Here is a 13,665-nt window from a genome sequence, read left to right on the forward strand (position 1 = left end):
TCAGTCGAACCCCATCCACACGCGGCGCCGGTCGCCGCGGGTGTGCACCTGCGCCATGGCCTCCACGCGGCGACGCTGGTCGGGCGTCGCGACGTGGTTGACCACCGCGATCTCGGCCTCGCGCATGGCCCGCTCGGCGGCGAACTCCGCCGGCGTCGACGGAACGCCGTCCGTGCCGTCGTCGGCGTCCCGCGGGCGGGCGTACGGGCTGTCGGACGGGAGGTTCCCGCTCACCCGGCCGTAGGCGCCCAGGAGCAGCAGGACCAGCCCGGTCACCTCGGAGAAGATCACGTTCTCGATCTCGAAGGCCAGCACGTTGGCGTCGGTGCGCAGCACGGCCAGGCTGCCGAGACCGGCGACGAGGAAGAGGATGCCGACGACGATCATCAGCGTCGATGCGGTCCGCGGACTGCGCAGCGCGGCGAGCAGGAGGACGGCGGCGGTGAGCACCGAGATCGTCGACAGCAGGCCGTTGGACGACATGCCGAGGATCGGCTCGCCGTCGGTCGAGAAGAAGTCCAGGCCGCCGGCGAACCCGAGCAGGCCGAAGACCAGGATCACCGCGGCGACGGCGAGGGCGCCGATCCGCTGGACGGCGAAGACCCGCGGGTCGTGACGGCGGCCCTGGTCGTCCGTGGCGCGCGCGGGGCCGCTGGTCGCCCGCGGAGAGGAACGGTGGCGGAGCTGCATGGGTACTCCTCGGTCGAGAGGGTGATGCCCGTCCTTCGCCTGCCTGCCACCGTCCGGATGCGGCCGTGCGGCGCCTGGTCGTCGACGGTCGGCGCGCCGGGAAGCGGCCGGGGCGCCGTCGTGTTGATCCGTGCGTGAACGAGCGGTTCGATATCGACCTGCACTCCGAGTTCCTGCGCGCGGACCTCTTCCTCGCCATGGGCCAGCCCGCCGAGGCGGCCCGGATCCTGGCGGCGGTCGTCGAGGGCGAGCCCACCAACCAGGCCGCCCTGGAGGCGCTGGCGCGCGCCTACTTCGGCTCGGCCCAGCTCGCCCGTGCCGAGGAGGCGCTGATCCGCCTGGTACAGCTGGCCCCGGCCAACGGGTGGGCCCGGCGCGCCCTCGCCCGCACGCTGGAGCGGCAGAGCCGGCACGCCGAGGCGGTTGCGCACCACCGGATGGCCGACGCCCTCGGCGCACGGTGACCCGACCAGGCGTCCGGTTGGCTCTCGCTCCTCGACGCGGTGTCACGCCACGCCGGTGGGCACCCGACGGTCCGCGTCGGGCGCCCTCCGGTGGGCACCCACGTCCCATGAGCATTCTCGGACGACTGATGGGTTCAGCAGAAGGCGCAGCACGCGGGGCAGCCCGTGGCGGACGCGGGACCGCACGGCCCGGACGAGGGATGGGCAGGTCCACCGCCAAGGGCACGGTCGGCGGGCGCGGCATGGGCCGCGGTCGGGGCATGCCGGCGTCCTCCGGTGGGATCGGCGGCCTGGTCGGCGGGCTACTGCGACGCCGCTGACCGCAGGCCGCCCGCGACTGAGCGGGTAGGCGGCTACCAGAGGGCGGCGGCGGCCAGCAGGGTCGCCGCCGTCGCCACCTCGCCCATGGCGCCCATGACGTCGCCGGTGGTACCACCGAGCCGGCGGTCCGCGCGGCGGTGCAGCGCCTCGGCCGCGACGACGCCGAGCACGAGGGCACCGACGAGCACGGCGGCCCGTCCGGCACCGCCCACCGCGGCCGCGGCGAGGGCGGCGAGGACCAGGGTCACGACGGCGACCGAAGCCAGCCACGCGGCCGAGACGGTGCCGGCCACGGTGCGGCCCAGTGACGACCCGGCCGCGACCGCCACCCCGGGCAGGCCGGTGCGGGTCATGACCAGCCGGGCGACCACCACCGCCGCCCAGAGCACCAGCCAGCCGCCGTCCTGCGGCAGCAGCGCCGCCAGGCAGGCAACCTGCAGCAGCAGGGTCAGCACCAGCGTGGCGACGCCGAACGGGCCGACGTCGCTCTGGCGCATGACCTGCAGGGCCCGCTCGGGACCGCGCAGCGGACCGAGACCGTCAGCGGTGTCGGCCAGGCCGTCGAGGTGCAGCCCGCGGGTCAGCAACGCCAGGACGGCGACGCCGAGCACCGCTCCGGTCAGGGGCGAGATCGCCCGGGCACCGGCCTCGGCGACCCCGGCCGCGATCCCGCCCAGGAGGAGGCCGACCAGCGGCGCCCAGGGCAGCACTCCCCGGGTCGAGGTGGCCGCGCCGGCGGGAACCGGCAGGGCGGTGAGCAGCGCCGCCGATTCCAGCGGGCCGGTGAGCCTCATCCGGGCTGCTGGACGGGCCGCACGCCGGCGGGCCGAGCACCGACGGCCCGCGCACCGACGGGAAGCTGCTGGACCGCCGCGATCACGGGCAGAACTCCAGGCGGGTGATGCTGCCGTTGTGCGGTGTCACCGCCGGCATCGCATCGGGGCCCAGCCCCGCGACCACGGCCTGGATCGCGCGGATCGTGTCGCCGTGGGTGACCAGGGCGATCACGTCGGCGGGCGGCTCGGCGCAGAGATCCTTGAGGTAGGCCTCGACCCGGCCGTGGAGTTCCGCGAGGCTCTCCCCGCCCTCGGCCGACCACTGGGCGTCGCTCCAGTCGACGACGTCCCACAGCTCCCGCGACGGCCGGCCCTCCAGCACGCCGTACCCCTGCTCGCGCAGGGCCGGCGCGGTCATGATCGGCAGGCCGGTGGACCGCGCGCACGACTCCGCGGTCTGGACGGCCCGCAGCAGGTCGCTGGTGATGAGCGCGCCGGGGGCGAGCCCGGCCAGTTGCTCGGCCGCGGCCTCGGCCTGGCTCCGGCCGAGATCGGTGAGCGGGATGTGGGCCGTCTGCCCCTGCATCAGGCCAGCGGCGTTCCACTCGCTCTGCCCGTGGCGGACGAGCAGCAGCGTCAACGGGTGAGCCATGGTGGATGAAAGCGTAACCAGGTGGTCGGCGGCGCGGAGAGCGAGCCTCGTACCGTCGTCGTCGCGGCCGCTCCGAGGAGGCCGCGCACCAGCACAGCAGCGCCGGTCGGCCGACCGACGGCGCAGCGAGGAGAGCACGTGAGCATCCCCGTCCGTCCCGGCGCCACCCGTCCCGCCGACCGACCGGGCGCGCCGGACCCGCTCGCACCCGTGCTCGAGCTGCCCGGCGTCCGGGTGGCCGCGGACTCCGCCCGCGCGGCCGTCGACCGGCTGCTGAGCCACAAGGTGCTGCGCCGTGAGTCGGCGGGCGTGAGCACGGAGTCGGCCCTGCGCGGCGCCCGCGCCTCGGCCGCGCTCGAAGGTGTGGACGTGCCCCTGGCCGAACTCCGGGCCGGTGCGGTCGACGACCCCGTCGTGCAGGGCGCGCTGCGGGTGTCGGCAGGCCTGGGCGGCATGGTCGAGACGTGGCCCAAGGCCCCCGGCCAGGTGCTCGCCCGCCTGCATGTGCTGGCCGCCAGCGACCGGGTCGACAGCGCGGACCTCGGCCGGCCGGCGGCCCACGTCGGGCCCCGGCTGTCGGGCCTGTTCTCGCTGGTCACCGGCGCGACATCGGCGCCGGCGGTGGTCGTGGCCGCGCTCGTGCACGGGGAGCTCGCCGCGATGGCTCCCTTCGGGGTGGCCGACGGACTGGTGGCCCGCGCCGCCGGCCGGCTCACCGGCATCAGCCGCGGGCTCGACCCCAAAGCGGTCTCGGTGCCGGAGGTCGGCTTCGCCGAACTCGGCGTCGCGGCCTACGCCGAGGCGCTCGCCGGCTACACCTCCGGTGAGCCCTCGGGCGTCGCCCGCTGGCTGGTGCACTGCTGCCAGGCGACCGAGCACGGAGCCCTGGAGGGACTGGCCATCTGCGAGAGCCTGCTGCGCGGCTGACCACGCACCGCGGGTCAGCGCGGCGCGAGCAGCAGCCCCGTGAGGGCGACGGCGGTCACCGCGATCGCGCCGGCCGCCGCGGCCGGTAGCCAGGCGCCGGTGAGGAACCCGTAGCCGAGTGCCGCGAGCACCGACAGCCACGGGCCGGAGAGCGAGAGGAAGAGGCCGATGCGGGCGGCGCGCCGGCGACGACGGCGCCGCGGCGCGGTCCGCACGGACTGGCCGAGGAGCACGGCCGCCACGCACACGGCCAGGGCCGCGAGCCAGGCGAGGACCGCGGTGAGCACGTCCGCAGGATGGCCGACGCGGCGGCGGCGCAGCCGGTGCCTCGCCGGGAACAGGTGCAGGGCGCGGGGGTGGCGCTCCGGTGGTCGGGGAGGTCAGGCCCCGCGACGGCGCCGTCGTCCGCTGAGCGGACCGGGCGTCCCCGGCACCGGGCGGGCGGTCCGGTGCCGGGCGTACCAGGCCAGCCCCACCACGGCGGCGCCCACGCCCATGGCCGCCGCACCGGTGACCATCGGAGCTGCCGGCACGGAGAACCGGGACCGCATGCTCACCGGTCGCTCGAACCTGAGCATCGGCCAGCCGTGCTGCAGTGCGGCCTTGCGCAGGCCGCGATCGGGATTGACCGCCGTGGGGTGACCGACCGCCGTGAGCATGGGCAGGTCGGTGACCGAGTCGCTGTAGGCGTAGCAGTCGGCGAGGTCGTAGCCGCCAACGGCTGCCACCTCGCGCATCGCGGCGGCCTTGTTCTCCGCGTAGGCGTAGAACTCGATCTCGCCGGTGTACCGGCCGTCCTCGACCACCATGCGGGTGGCGACCACGCGGTCGGCGCCCAGCATCTCGCCGATCGGCTCGACCATCTCCGCTCCGCTGCTGGAGACGATGACGATCTCCCGCCCGGCCACCTTGTGCTCCTCGATGAGGTCCGCCGCCTCGGCGTAGACCAGCGGGTCGACGATCTCGTGCAGGGTCTCGCGGACGATCTCCTGCACGGCCGCGGCGTCCCAGCCGGTGACCATGGCGGTCATCTGCGCGCGCAGCCGCTCCATCTGCTGGGCGTCGGCGCCGGCGAGGGAGAACACGAACTGGGCGTACGCGGTCTTGAGGACCGTGCGCCGGTTGATCAGCCCGCCCTGGAAGAACGGGCGGCCGAAGGCCAGGGTGCTGGACTTGGCGATGATCGTCTTGTCCAGATCGAAGAACGCCGCTCCGCGGGTCACGAGGCATGAGGCTAGTAGGCCCTCGCGGGGGTGACAGGCCGCGCGCGCCGTCCACACCCGAAGGAGTCATCCACAGTTCGGCCGCGGATCTGGCACAGTTCGCCCACGCTCCGGTGGGCTCGCTGCCGTGCCTGCCGCTCCGATGACATCCGCCCCGCCGCCCCGGCCGCTGGTGGTCAGCCGTGACGAGCACCTGCTCGACGACCTGCTGCGCGTGCTGGCCGCCGCCGGCACCGAGCCCGAGATCGCCGTCGGTGGGGCACCGCTGCGCAGGGCCTACCGGACCGCGCCGCTGGTCGTGCTGGGTGCCGACGTGGTGGGCGCGGCGGTGGTGCGGGCTCTGGGGCGTCGACCCGGTGTCGTGGTCGCCGCCCGCTCGGAACTGCCCGCGGAGGAGTGGGCCGCGGCGGTCGAGGTGGGCGCTGAACGGGTGGCGTTGCTGCCCGCCGACGAGGGCTGGTTGCTGTCCCGGGCGGTCGCCGCGGTCCGCGCCCCGGTGACGCGCGGGTGGTTGCTGGCCGTCGGCGGCGGGTGCGGGGGAGCCGGCGCCAGCACCGTGGCCGCCGCACTCGCCGTGGCCGCCGCACCGGGAGCCGTCCTGGTCGACACCGACGGGTGGGGTGCCGGGCTGGACCTGCTGCTCGGTGCCGAACGGGCCGAGGGGCTGCGGTGGCCCGAGCTGACCGGGCTCCGGGGACGGGTGTCCGGCGACGCGCTGCGTGCCAGCCTGCCCGAGGTGGCCGGCGTGCACGTCCTCGCCGCGGCGCGCTCCGCGCACCCCGGGCTGCCGGAGGAGGCGGTCCAGGCGGTGGTGGAGGCGGCCCGGACCGACGGCGCGCCGGTCGTGGTGGACCTGCCCCGCCCGGGTCCGGACGGGTTCTGCGCCACGACGCACGCCGTGCTCGCCGAGGCCGACCTCGCGCTGCTGGTGGTGCCGGCGCGGCTGCGCGCGGCCGGTGCGGCGCGGCTGCTCGTGTCCGGGGCCGGCTCGCCGTGGGCGGGGGCGCAGCTGGTCGTGCGTCCGGTCCCCGGCGGCCTGTCCACCGACGAGGTCGCCGACGTCGTCGGACGGCCCGTGCTCGCCGAGCTGCCGCACGACCGCAGCGTGGTGCCCCGGGGTGAGCGCGGTGAGGTGCCGGCCGTCGCGCCCCGCACGCCGCTGGGGGGCGTCGCGCGGCGTGCGCTGGCCGAGGTGCGCAGGGCGGCCGCCGGGTGAGCGCCGGCCTGCTCGACCGCGTCCGCGCCCGGCTGGCGCTCGAGCCCGGCATGCCGACGCAGGCCGACGTCGCGGCGGTCGTCCGCCAGGAGAGCGGCGGGCTGCTCGGGGACGACGACGTGCTGCGGGCCGTGCGCGACGCGGTCGACGAGCTGGCCGGGGCCGGTCCGCTCGAGGCGCTGCTCCGGCTGCCCGACGTGACCGACGTGCTCGTCGCCGCCCCGGACCGGGTGTGGATCGACCGGGGGGCGGGGCTGGAGCTCACCGGCGTCCGCTTCTCCGACGACGCCGCCGTGCGCCGGCTCGCCGTGCGCCTGGCCGCCGCGGCCGGACGCCGGCTGGACGACGCCGCGCCCTGGGTGGACGTCGGGCTGCCCGACGGCACCCGTTTGCACGCGGTGCTCGCGCCGGTGGCACGCAGCACCTGCCTGTCGCTGCGGGTGCTGCGGCGCTGCTCCCGGAGCCTCGCCGACCTGGAGGCGCTCGGCGCGCTGCCGGGGGGCAGCCTCGGGCTCCTGCGGGCGCTGGTGGAGCGGCGACTGGCGTTCCTCGTGACCGGAGGGACGGGGTCCGGGAAGACGACGGTGCTCTCCGCGCTGCTGGGCGAGGTCGGGCCGGCCGAGCGGGTGCTCACCTGCGAGGACGCCGCCGAGCTCGCGCCCGCGCATCCGCACGTCGTCGCCCTGCTCACCCGGCCGCCGAACGTCGAGGGCGTCGGTGAGGTCACCCTGCGCGATCTCGTGCGGCAGGCGCTCCGCATGCGGCCCGACCGGCTGGTCGTGGGGGAGGTGCGCGGCGCCGAGGTGGGGGACCTGCTGGCCGCACTGAACACCGGCCACGAGGGTGGCTGCGGCACCCTGCACGCCAACCGGCCGGCCGAGGTGCCGGCCCGGCTGGAGGCCCTGGGCGTGGCCGCGGGACTCGACCGCGCCGCGGTGCACAGCCTGGCGGCCGCGGCCCTGCACGTCGTCGTGCACCTGCGCCGCACGCCCGCGGGCCGGCGGGTCGACGAGATCGGTGTGGTGCGGCGTGCGGGCGACCTCGTGGTCGTGGAGCCGGGCTGGCGGGCCGACGGCGGGGCGTGCCCCGCCGCCGACCTCCTGCGCGCGTTGCTGGACGGAACGGCCCGCCGGTGACCGGGATGCTGCTCGCCGCGACTGCCGCGCTCCTCCTCTGGCCGGACCGGCGGGCCACCGGACGTCTGCCGGGCCGGGACACAGGTCGTCCACCGTCCGGCGGCACGACCGCCGCCGGACCGCCGACGGCCCTGGTCGCCGTCCTGGCCGCGGGGGCGGGCGCGGCCGTGAGCACTCCCCTGGTGGCGGCCCTGGCCGCGGTGGCGGCGGTGGCGGGTGCACGGGCGTGGGCGGGTCGGCGGGCCGCCGCCCGGAACGACGCCGGGCTCCGGGGGCTGGCGGACGGCCTGGGAGCCCTGGCGGCCGAGCTGCGCAGCGGCCGCTCCCTGGCGGTGGCCGCGGCCGCCGCCGGTTCCGCCTGCGGGGACGCCCAGGCCGGCCGCCTGCTGGCCCGTGCGGTGCAGGCCCCCGAGGTGCCCGTCCGCGAGTCACCCGGCGACCTGGCGGACGCCGTCGGCAGGATCGCCGCCGCCACCCGGCTCAGCATGCGGACGGGATGCTCGTTGGCGGCGGTAGCCATTGCGGTGGAGGACGACCTGCGCGCCCGCGCCCGGCACCGGGCGGAGCTGCGGGCGGCGACGGCCGGCCCACGGGCGAGCGCCGCCGTCCTCGCCGGCCTCCCGCTGCTCGGGCTGCTCATGGGCAGCGGGGTGGGCGCCGATCCGTGGCGGGTCCTGACGACGACCGGAGTGGGGCAGGTGCTGCTCGTCGGCGGGGTGGCGCTCGAGGCGGTCGGCCTGGCCTGGTCGCACCGGCTCGTCCAGCGGGCTCTGCGGTGAGCCGCCCCGGCTCCCGGTCATGACGCCGGACCCGATCTGGGCGGCCCTGCTGGTCCTCGCGGGCGCGGTGGCGCTGTGGCCCGGCGTCGGCGGAGCGGGTGCCGCCCGCTGGGAGGCGCTGCGGTCGGCGTCCCGACCGGCGGGCGCGGGCGACCCGCCCCCGGCCCCGCACGGGGACGCCGGACGCGAACGGCTCCGTCGCTGGGTCCTGGCGGCTGCGCTGGGCTCAGCCGGGACGCTGCTCGTCGGCGGAACCGTCGGCATGGCGGCCGGCGGCGCGCTCGGCGTCGCCGTCGAGCGCGTGATGCGCGCCCGCGCGCCCGACGACGCCGGTACCGACCGGGCGGCGATGGTCCGCGACCTGCCCGCGGCATGCGACCTGCTGGGGGTCTGCCTGGTCGCCGGGCTGCCCGTCGAGGGGGCGCTCGAGGCGGTCGGCGGTGCCGTCGGCGGTCCGCTGGGAGCCCAGCTGCGCTCGGTCGCCGCCCTGTCGCGGCTGGGTGCCGATCCGCGGCGTGCCTGGGCGGACGTCCCGCCGGAACTGTCCGCGCTGGGGCGGGTGGTCGTGCGGGCGGGGGAGTCCGGGGCCATGGTCGCCGGCGCGCTGCGCACGCTGGCCGCCGAGAGCCGGGCGACCGCACGCACCGAGACCCAGGTGGCCGTGCAACGGGCGGGTGTGTGGGTGCTCGCCCCGCTGGGGGCCTGCTTCCTGCCGGCGTTCGTCTGCCTCGGTGTGGCGCCTCTGGTGATCGGCATCGCGGGCGACGTCTTCGGCTGACGGCGCCGGAACCGGCTGACGGGGTCGCCGTCCACAGCGGTTCGTGCCCTCCACAGATGGCGGCCGGCCATGGGCCGGCCGGCCTGCGGGCCCGAGGCTCGGTGCGCGGCCCGACCCGCGGGCCCCCGACGCCAGGAGACGACCATGTCCAGCACCCCCGCATCCGCACTCGACCCCGCCGGCGATCAGCCGGCGGCCCCGTCGACCGGCACCCCCGTGCGCCGGGGCCGGGCCCGCGACGCCCTCTCCCGGCGGCTCGCCGTGCTGCAGGAGGAGCCGGAGGCGGGCATGAGCACCGCGGAGTACGCCGTCGGCACCGTGGCCGCGTGCGCCTTCGCGGCCGTCCTGTACCGGGTCGTGACCGGGGACTCCGTCGTCGACGGCCTGACCGATCTGGTCGACCGCGCGCTGGCCACGCTGGCCTGACGTGCGGGGTCCGGGGGACGTCCGGCGGGTTCACCGCAGGGGCGCCGACCGGGAGTCCGGGATGGTCACGGCCGAGACGGCGGTCGTCCTGCCCGTGCTGGTGCTCGTGCTGCTGTGCGCGGTCGCGGCGGTGAGCGTGGTCGGAGCCCAACTGCGCTGCGTCGACGCCGCCCGCGAGGGCGCCCGCGCCGCCGCGCGCGGGGAGTCCCCCGCGGTGGTGGCCGAGCTGGCCGGCCGGGTGGCGCCCGAGGGGGCGGTCACGAGCCTGCGCACGGCGGAGGACCGCGTCCGGGTCACGGTCGACGTCGAGGTGTCACCGCTGGGCCCGGTCCCACTGCGCACCCGGGTGTCGGCGGAGGCCGTGGCCGCGATCGAGCCGGGCGGCGTTCCGTGACGACCGGGCGCGAGCGCGGCTCGGCCACCGTATGGGTGCTCGCGCTCGGGGGTGTCCTCGCGCTGGTGGGTCTTGCTGCGGTGCTGGTGGGCGCGGCCGCGGTCGCCCGGCACCGGGCCGGGAGTGCGGCCGACCTCACCGCGCTGGCCGCCGCGGGCCGAGCGGTGCTCGCCGATCCCGGGGCGTGCGCCGTCGCCGGGGAGGTCGCCGCCGCGAACCGGGCTCGGCTGGACGCGTGCACGGTCGAGCCGGGCGGCGTCGCCGACGTGACGGTCAGCGTGCGGGTGCGGCTCGGCCCGGTCGGCGCCCGGACGGTGACCGCACGGGCCCGGGCCGGTCCCGTGCCGGCGGCTGCGGCCGCCACGACCTCGGACGTCGCCACCTCGCACGACGCCGCCTCAGAAGACCAGGTCGGGCTCCGGGTCGGCGGGGTGGGGCGCCTGGGCCTCGTCGTCGGCGACCAGCTCGCCGGCGACGGCCAGCTCGTCGAGCACCACGTCCAGCACGCGCACCGCCCCGGCCTTGTCCAGCGGGTCGTTGCCGTTGCCGCACTTGGGCGACTGGACGCACGAGGGGCACCCGCTGTCGCACTCGCAGCTGGCGACGGTGGCCCGGGTCGCCTGCAGCCACTCGCGCAGGACGTCGAAGCCGCGCTCCGCGAAGCCGGCACCGCCGGGATGCCCGTCGTAGACGAAGATCGCCGCGGTCCCGGTGTCGGGGTGCAGTGCGGTCGACAGCCCGCCGAGATCCCAGCGGTCGCAGGTGGCCAGCAGCGGCAGGATGCCGATCGCGGCGTGCTCCGCCGCATGCAGCGAGCCGGGCAGCTCGGTCTCGTCGAGCTCTGCTCGTTCCACAGCCCGGTCGCTGAGGGTCAGCCAGACCGCGCGGGTGCGCAGTTGGCGAGCCGGCAGGTCGAGCGGGAACTCGGCGAGCACCTCGCCGGTGCCCAGCCGGCGGCGCTGGTAGGCCACCACCTGGTTGGTCACGTCGACCACGCCGGTGTGGGCGGTGACCGTGCCCAGCCGGTGGCTCCGGCCGGGGGACACGATCGAGAGGTCGGTGATGTCGCGCGCGACCGTGGTCCACTCCGGGCTCTCCGGGTGCACCGCGGCGCAGGCGTCGTCCACGTCGAACTCGTCGACGACGAAGGTCTCGCCCCGGTGCACGTACAGCGCACCCTCGTGCACCGTGGCATGGGCGGCACCGCCGTCGACGGTGCCCAGCAGGCGGCCCGTCGCGCCCTCGATGATCGCCACCGGCTCCGCCCCGCTGCCCCGGATGTCGACGTCGGGACGTCCGCGCCCGGCCCAGTACCACCCCGCGGGCCGCCGGCGCAGCTGCCCGTCGGCGACGAGCTGCTCGAGAGCCGCCTCCGCGACCGCCCCGCCGAAGTCCGGCAGGTCCGCAGGTACCAGCGGCAGTTCCGCGGCGGCGCAGCACAGCTGCGGGCCCAGCACGTAGGGGTTGGCCGGATCGGTGACGGTGGCCTCGATCGCCCGGCCGAACACCGCTGCCGGATGGTGGGCGAGGTAGTGGTCCAGCGGGTCGTCCCGGGCCACGAACACCACGAGCGACTCCCGCTGCGCCCGGCCCGCGCGCCCCGCCTGCTGCCACAGCGACGCCAGCGTCCCCGGGTAGCCGGCGAGCACGACCGCGTCCAGGCCGGCGATGTCGATGCCGAGCTCCAGGGCGTTCGTGGTCGCGACCCCGAGCAGGTCGCCGGACGACAGCGCCCGCTCCAGCTCCCGCCGCTCCTCGGGCAGGTAACCGCCGCGGTAGGAGTCGACCCGCCGCACGAGATCCTCCCGGCCGCGGTCGCGCAGCAGTCGGCGGGCCTGGTCGGCGACGGACTCCGCGCTGCGCCGGGAGCGCACGAACGCCAGCGTGCGGGCGCCCCGCTCCACCAGGTCGGCCAGCAGCCCCGCCGCGTCGGAGGCGGCGGACCGGCGCAGCGGAGCGCCGTGCTCACCGGTGTGCTCGGTCAGCGGCGGCTCCCACAGTGCGAAGGTCGCTCCCGGGCGGGGGGAGCCGTCCTCGGTCACCGCGACCACCGGCTCGCCGACGAGGCGCCCGGCGGCCCCGGCGGGGTCGGCGACGGTCGCGGAGGCCAGCACGAACACCGGCTCCGCGCCGTACCGCCGGCAGATCCGGCGGAGCCTGCGCAGCACGTGGCCGACGTGGGAGCCGAAGACGCCGCGGTAGGCGTGGCACTCGTCGATGACGACGTAGGCGACGCGGCGCAGGGTGCTCGACCACTTCTGGTGGGCCGGCAGGATCCCGCGGTGCAGCATGTCCGGGTTGGTCACGATCCACCGCGAGTGCCGCCGCACCCAGTCGCGCTCCTCGCCCGGGGTGTCGCCGTCGTAGGCCGCCGGACGCACGGAGGGGTCGGCCAGGGCCGCCACCGCGGCCAGCTGGTCGCGGGCCAGCGCCTTCGTCGGGGCCAGGTAGAGCACGCAGGCCCGGGGGTCCTCGGCGAGCCGGCTCAGGGCGGGGAGCTGGTAGGCCAGCGACTTGCCCGACGCCGTCCCCGTCGCGACGACGACGTGCCGGCCGTCGTGGGCGAGCTGCGCGGCCTCCACCTGGTGCGCATACGGGGCCGCCACGCCGCGCTCCTGCAGGCGCTCGCGCAGTGGCTCGCTGACCCACGCCGGCCACGGCAGGGTCCGGCGTTCGCGCACGGGCACGGAGTGCACGTGGGTGACCGGACGGTCCTCCTCCGCGGTGCCGGCGAGCAGGGCGTCCAGCAGCTCGGCGCCGGGCGGCGGACCGTCCGGACCGCCGTGCGGCGGCGCTCCGTCGGTCGCGGCGGGCGCCCCCGACCGGGCCGGGTGGAGCGTGGTCACCGGTCCTCCTCGCTGGGCTGGCCCGTCTGGTGGCCGACTGCTGCGTCACCGGGGCGGCGCGCTGCCGCTCCGGACCTCCACTGTCACACCTGTCGGCAACCCCGGCCGCGCACCTCCCGCAGCCCCGGCCGCGCACCTCCCGCAACCCCGACCGGGCACCTCCCGGCACCTCAGGCCGGGCACCTCCCGGCACCTCGGGCCGGGCACCTCCCGGCACCTCGGGCCGGGCACCTCCCGGCACCCCCGCCCGGTCGGTCATCCGGCCTGGTGGGTCCACGGAAGAACGCAGCGTTCGAGGGGGATGCACATCCTGTGATCTCCCTTACACTTCGCACCCGTTACGGTGCGCCACCGTCCGCACCGCATCAGCACCTCCGCCGCACCGGGGAGCACCGGCGCTCCCCGGCGGCAGCCGACGCTGGGAGGAACGCATGCCCGACAGTTCGCTGTCCGGGGGGGATACGGCGCTGGTCGTCGTCATCCTCGCCATCTCGCTCGCCGCCCTGGCCTTCGCCGCCTATCTGGTCAAGGCCGTCATGGCCGCCGACCAGGGCACGGTGAAGATGCGCGAGATCGCGCTGGCGGTCCAGGAAGGTGCGGCCGCCTTCCTGCGCAGGCAGTTCCGGACGCTGGGCATCTTCGCCGTCATCGTCTTCCTGCTCCTGCTGGTCCTGCCGGTCGCCGACGGCGGCTGGGAGACCCGTATCGGCCGCGCGATCTTCTTCCTCGTCGGCGCGCTGTTCTCGGCATCGGTCGGCTTCATCGGCATGACCCTGGCCACCCGCGCGAACGTCCGAGTCGCCGCGGCCGCCAACGCCGGCGGCTATCTCCCCTCCTTCCGCACCGCGTACCGCACCGGTGGCGTCGTCGGGATGATCACCATCGGGCTCGGCCTCTTCGGTGCCGCGCTGGTGCTGCTGCTCTTCGACGAGACCGCACCGATCGTGCTGGAGGGCTTCGGGTTCGGCGGGGCGCTGCTGGCCATGTTCATGCGCGTCGGTGGCGGCATCTTCACCAAGGCGGCCGACGTCGGCGCC

The 13,665-nt window shown here is 76.9% G+C and carries 15 protein-coding genes and 1 pseudogene; 10 read left to right on the forward strand and 6 right to left on the reverse strand.

Going from position 1 to position 13,665, the window contains the following annotated elements; genetic code table 11:
* A complete protein-coding gene (locus RM425_RS16575; protein WP_311346320.1) occupies positions 1 to 690 on the reverse strand; it encodes a DUF4383 domain-containing protein in 690 nt (229 codons plus the stop codon).
* Positions 691 to 824: 134 nt separating this feature from the next.
* On the opposite strand from RM425_RS16575, the gene RM425_RS16580 reads away from it, so the two are divergent.
* Positions 825 to 1,154: a tetratricopeptide repeat protein gene (locus RM425_RS16580; protein WP_311346321.1), complete on the forward strand. Its 330-nt coding sequence runs from the start codon at positions 825 to 827 to the stop codon at positions 1,152 to 1,154.
* Between the two features lie 353 nt (positions 1,155 to 1,507).
* Here the strand turns inward: RM425_RS16580 and RM425_RS16585 are convergent, their stop codons facing one another.
* Positions 1,508 to 2,269, reverse strand: a complete 762-nt coding sequence (locus tag RM425_RS16585; protein ID WP_311346322.1) for an adenosylcobinamide-GDP ribazoletransferase — start codon at positions 2,267 to 2,269, stop codon at positions 1,508 to 1,510.
* Positions 2,270 to 2,351: 82 nt separating this feature from the next.
* Positions 2,352 to 2,903: a histidine phosphatase family protein gene (locus RM425_RS16590; RefSeq protein WP_311346323.1), complete on the reverse strand. Its 552-nt coding sequence runs from the start codon at positions 2,901 to 2,903 to the stop codon at positions 2,352 to 2,354.
* Positions 2,904 to 3,041: 138 nt separating this feature from the next.
* Between RM425_RS16590 and RM425_RS16595 the strand changes: the two genes are divergently transcribed.
* Positions 3,042 to 3,830 (forward strand): Fic family protein, encoded by a 789-nt coding sequence (locus RM425_RS16595; RefSeq protein ID WP_311346324.1) that lies wholly within the window; start codon positions 3,042 to 3,044, stop codon positions 3,828 to 3,830.
* Positions 3,831 to 3,844: 14 nt separating this feature from the next.
* Here the strand turns inward: RM425_RS16595 and RM425_RS16600 are convergent, their stop codons facing one another.
* Together RM425_RS16600 and RM425_RS16605 are read right to left on the reverse strand one after the other, a co-directional pair.
* Positions 3,845 to 4,117 (reverse strand): hypothetical protein, encoded by a 273-nt coding sequence (locus RM425_RS16600; protein WP_311346325.1) that lies wholly within the window; start codon positions 4,115 to 4,117, stop codon positions 3,845 to 3,847.
* A gap of 93 nt (positions 4,118 to 4,210) precedes the next feature.
* On the reverse strand, positions 4,211 to 5,053 hold the full coding sequence (locus RM425_RS16605; RefSeq protein WP_311346326.1) for an HAD family hydrolase: 843 nt from the start codon (positions 5,051 to 5,053) through the stop codon (positions 4,211 to 4,213).
* A gap of 127 nt (positions 5,054 to 5,180) precedes the next feature.
* On the opposite strand from RM425_RS16605, the gene ssd reads away from it, so the two are divergent.
* The 7 genes and pseudogenes from ssd to RM425_RS21715 all read left to right on the forward strand — a co-directional run.
* The gene (gene ssd, locus RM425_RS16610; RefSeq protein ID WP_311346327.1) at positions 5,181 to 6,269 is read left to right on the forward strand and encodes a septum site-determining protein Ssd; all 1,089 of its coding nucleotides are present in this window, start codon (positions 5,181 to 5,183) and stop codon (positions 6,267 to 6,269) included.
* Positions 6,266 to 7,405 (forward strand): TadA family conjugal transfer-associated ATPase, encoded by a 1,140-nt coding sequence (locus RM425_RS16615; RefSeq protein ID WP_311346328.1) that lies wholly within the window; start codon positions 6,266 to 6,268, stop codon positions 7,403 to 7,405. The genes ssd and RM425_RS16615 overlap by 4 nt, the downstream gene beginning before the upstream one ends.
* Positions 7,406 to 7,410: 5 nt before the next feature.
* A complete protein-coding gene (locus tag RM425_RS16620; RefSeq protein WP_311346337.1) occupies positions 7,411 to 8,184 on the forward strand; it encodes a type II secretion system F family protein in 774 nt (257 codons plus the stop codon).
* A gap of 19 nt (positions 8,185 to 8,203) precedes the next feature.
* The gene (locus tag RM425_RS16625; RefSeq protein WP_311346329.1) at positions 8,204 to 8,962 is read left to right on the forward strand and encodes a type II secretion system F family protein; all 759 of its coding nucleotides are present in this window, start codon (positions 8,204 to 8,206) and stop codon (positions 8,960 to 8,962) included.
* 144 nt (positions 8,963 to 9,106) lie between these two features.
* On the forward strand, positions 9,107 to 9,388 hold the full coding sequence (locus RM425_RS16630; RefSeq protein WP_311346330.1) for a DUF4244 domain-containing protein: 282 nt from the start codon (positions 9,107 to 9,109) through the stop codon (positions 9,386 to 9,388).
* A gap of 61 nt (positions 9,389 to 9,449) precedes the next feature.
* The gene (locus RM425_RS16635) at positions 9,450 to 9,782 is read left to right on the forward strand and encodes a TadE family type IV pilus minor pilin (protein ID WP_311346331.1); all 333 of its coding nucleotides are present in this window, start codon (positions 9,450 to 9,452) and stop codon (positions 9,780 to 9,782) included.
* A pseudogene (locus RM425_RS21715) lies at positions 9,779 to 10,111 on the forward strand (Rv3654c family TadE-like protein); the annotation flags it as partial. The gene RM425_RS16635 and the pseudogene RM425_RS21715, both read left to right, overlap by 4 nt.
* Positions 10,112 to 10,180: 69 nt before the next feature.
* Here RM425_RS21715 and RM425_RS16640 read toward each other — a convergent pair.
* Positions 10,181 to 12,628, reverse strand: a complete 2,448-nt coding sequence (locus tag RM425_RS16640; RefSeq protein ID WP_311346332.1) for a DEAD/DEAH box helicase — start codon at positions 12,626 to 12,628, stop codon at positions 10,181 to 10,183.
* Between the two features lie 431 nt (positions 12,629 to 13,059).
* Here RM425_RS16640 and RM425_RS16645 point away from each other — a divergent pair.
* A partial coding sequence (locus tag RM425_RS16645; protein WP_311346333.1) for a sodium/proton-translocating pyrophosphatase occupies positions 13,060 to 13,665 on the forward strand: 606 nt, incomplete at its 3' end.

Origin of the sequence: Blastococcus goldschmidtiae, assembly GCF_031845325.1 — a bacterium.
Lineage (GTDB): Bacteria > Actinomycetota > Actinomycetes > Mycobacteriales > Geodermatophilaceae > Blastococcus > Blastococcus goldschmidtiae.

Coding starts and splice junctions, on each gene's coding strand:
- RM425_RS16575 (WP_311346320.1), bottom strand. CDS start 690: ATGCAGCTCCGCCACCGTTCCTCTCCGCGGGCGACCAGCGGCCCCGCG.
- RM425_RS16585 (WP_311346322.1), bottom strand. CDS start 2,269: ATGAGGCTCACCGGCCCGCTGGAATCGGCGGCGCTGCTCACCGCCCTG.
- RM425_RS16590 (WP_311346323.1), bottom strand. CDS start 2,903: ATGGCTCACCCGTTGACGCTGCTGCTCGTCCGCCACGGGCAGAGCGAG.
- RM425_RS16620 (WP_311346337.1), top strand. CDS start 7,411: ATGCTGCTCGCCGCGACTGCCGCGCTCCTCCTCTGGCCGGACCGGCGG.
- RM425_RS16625 (WP_311346329.1), top strand. CDS start 8,204: ATGACGCCGGACCCGATCTGGGCGGCCCTGCTGGTCCTCGCGGGCGCG.
- RM425_RS16630 (WP_311346330.1), top strand. CDS start 9,107: ATGTCCAGCACCCCCGCATCCGCACTCGACCCCGCCGGCGATCAGCCG.
- RM425_RS16635 (WP_311346331.1), top strand. CDS start 9,450: ATGGTCACGGCCGAGACGGCGGTCGTCCTGCCCGTGCTGGTGCTCGTG.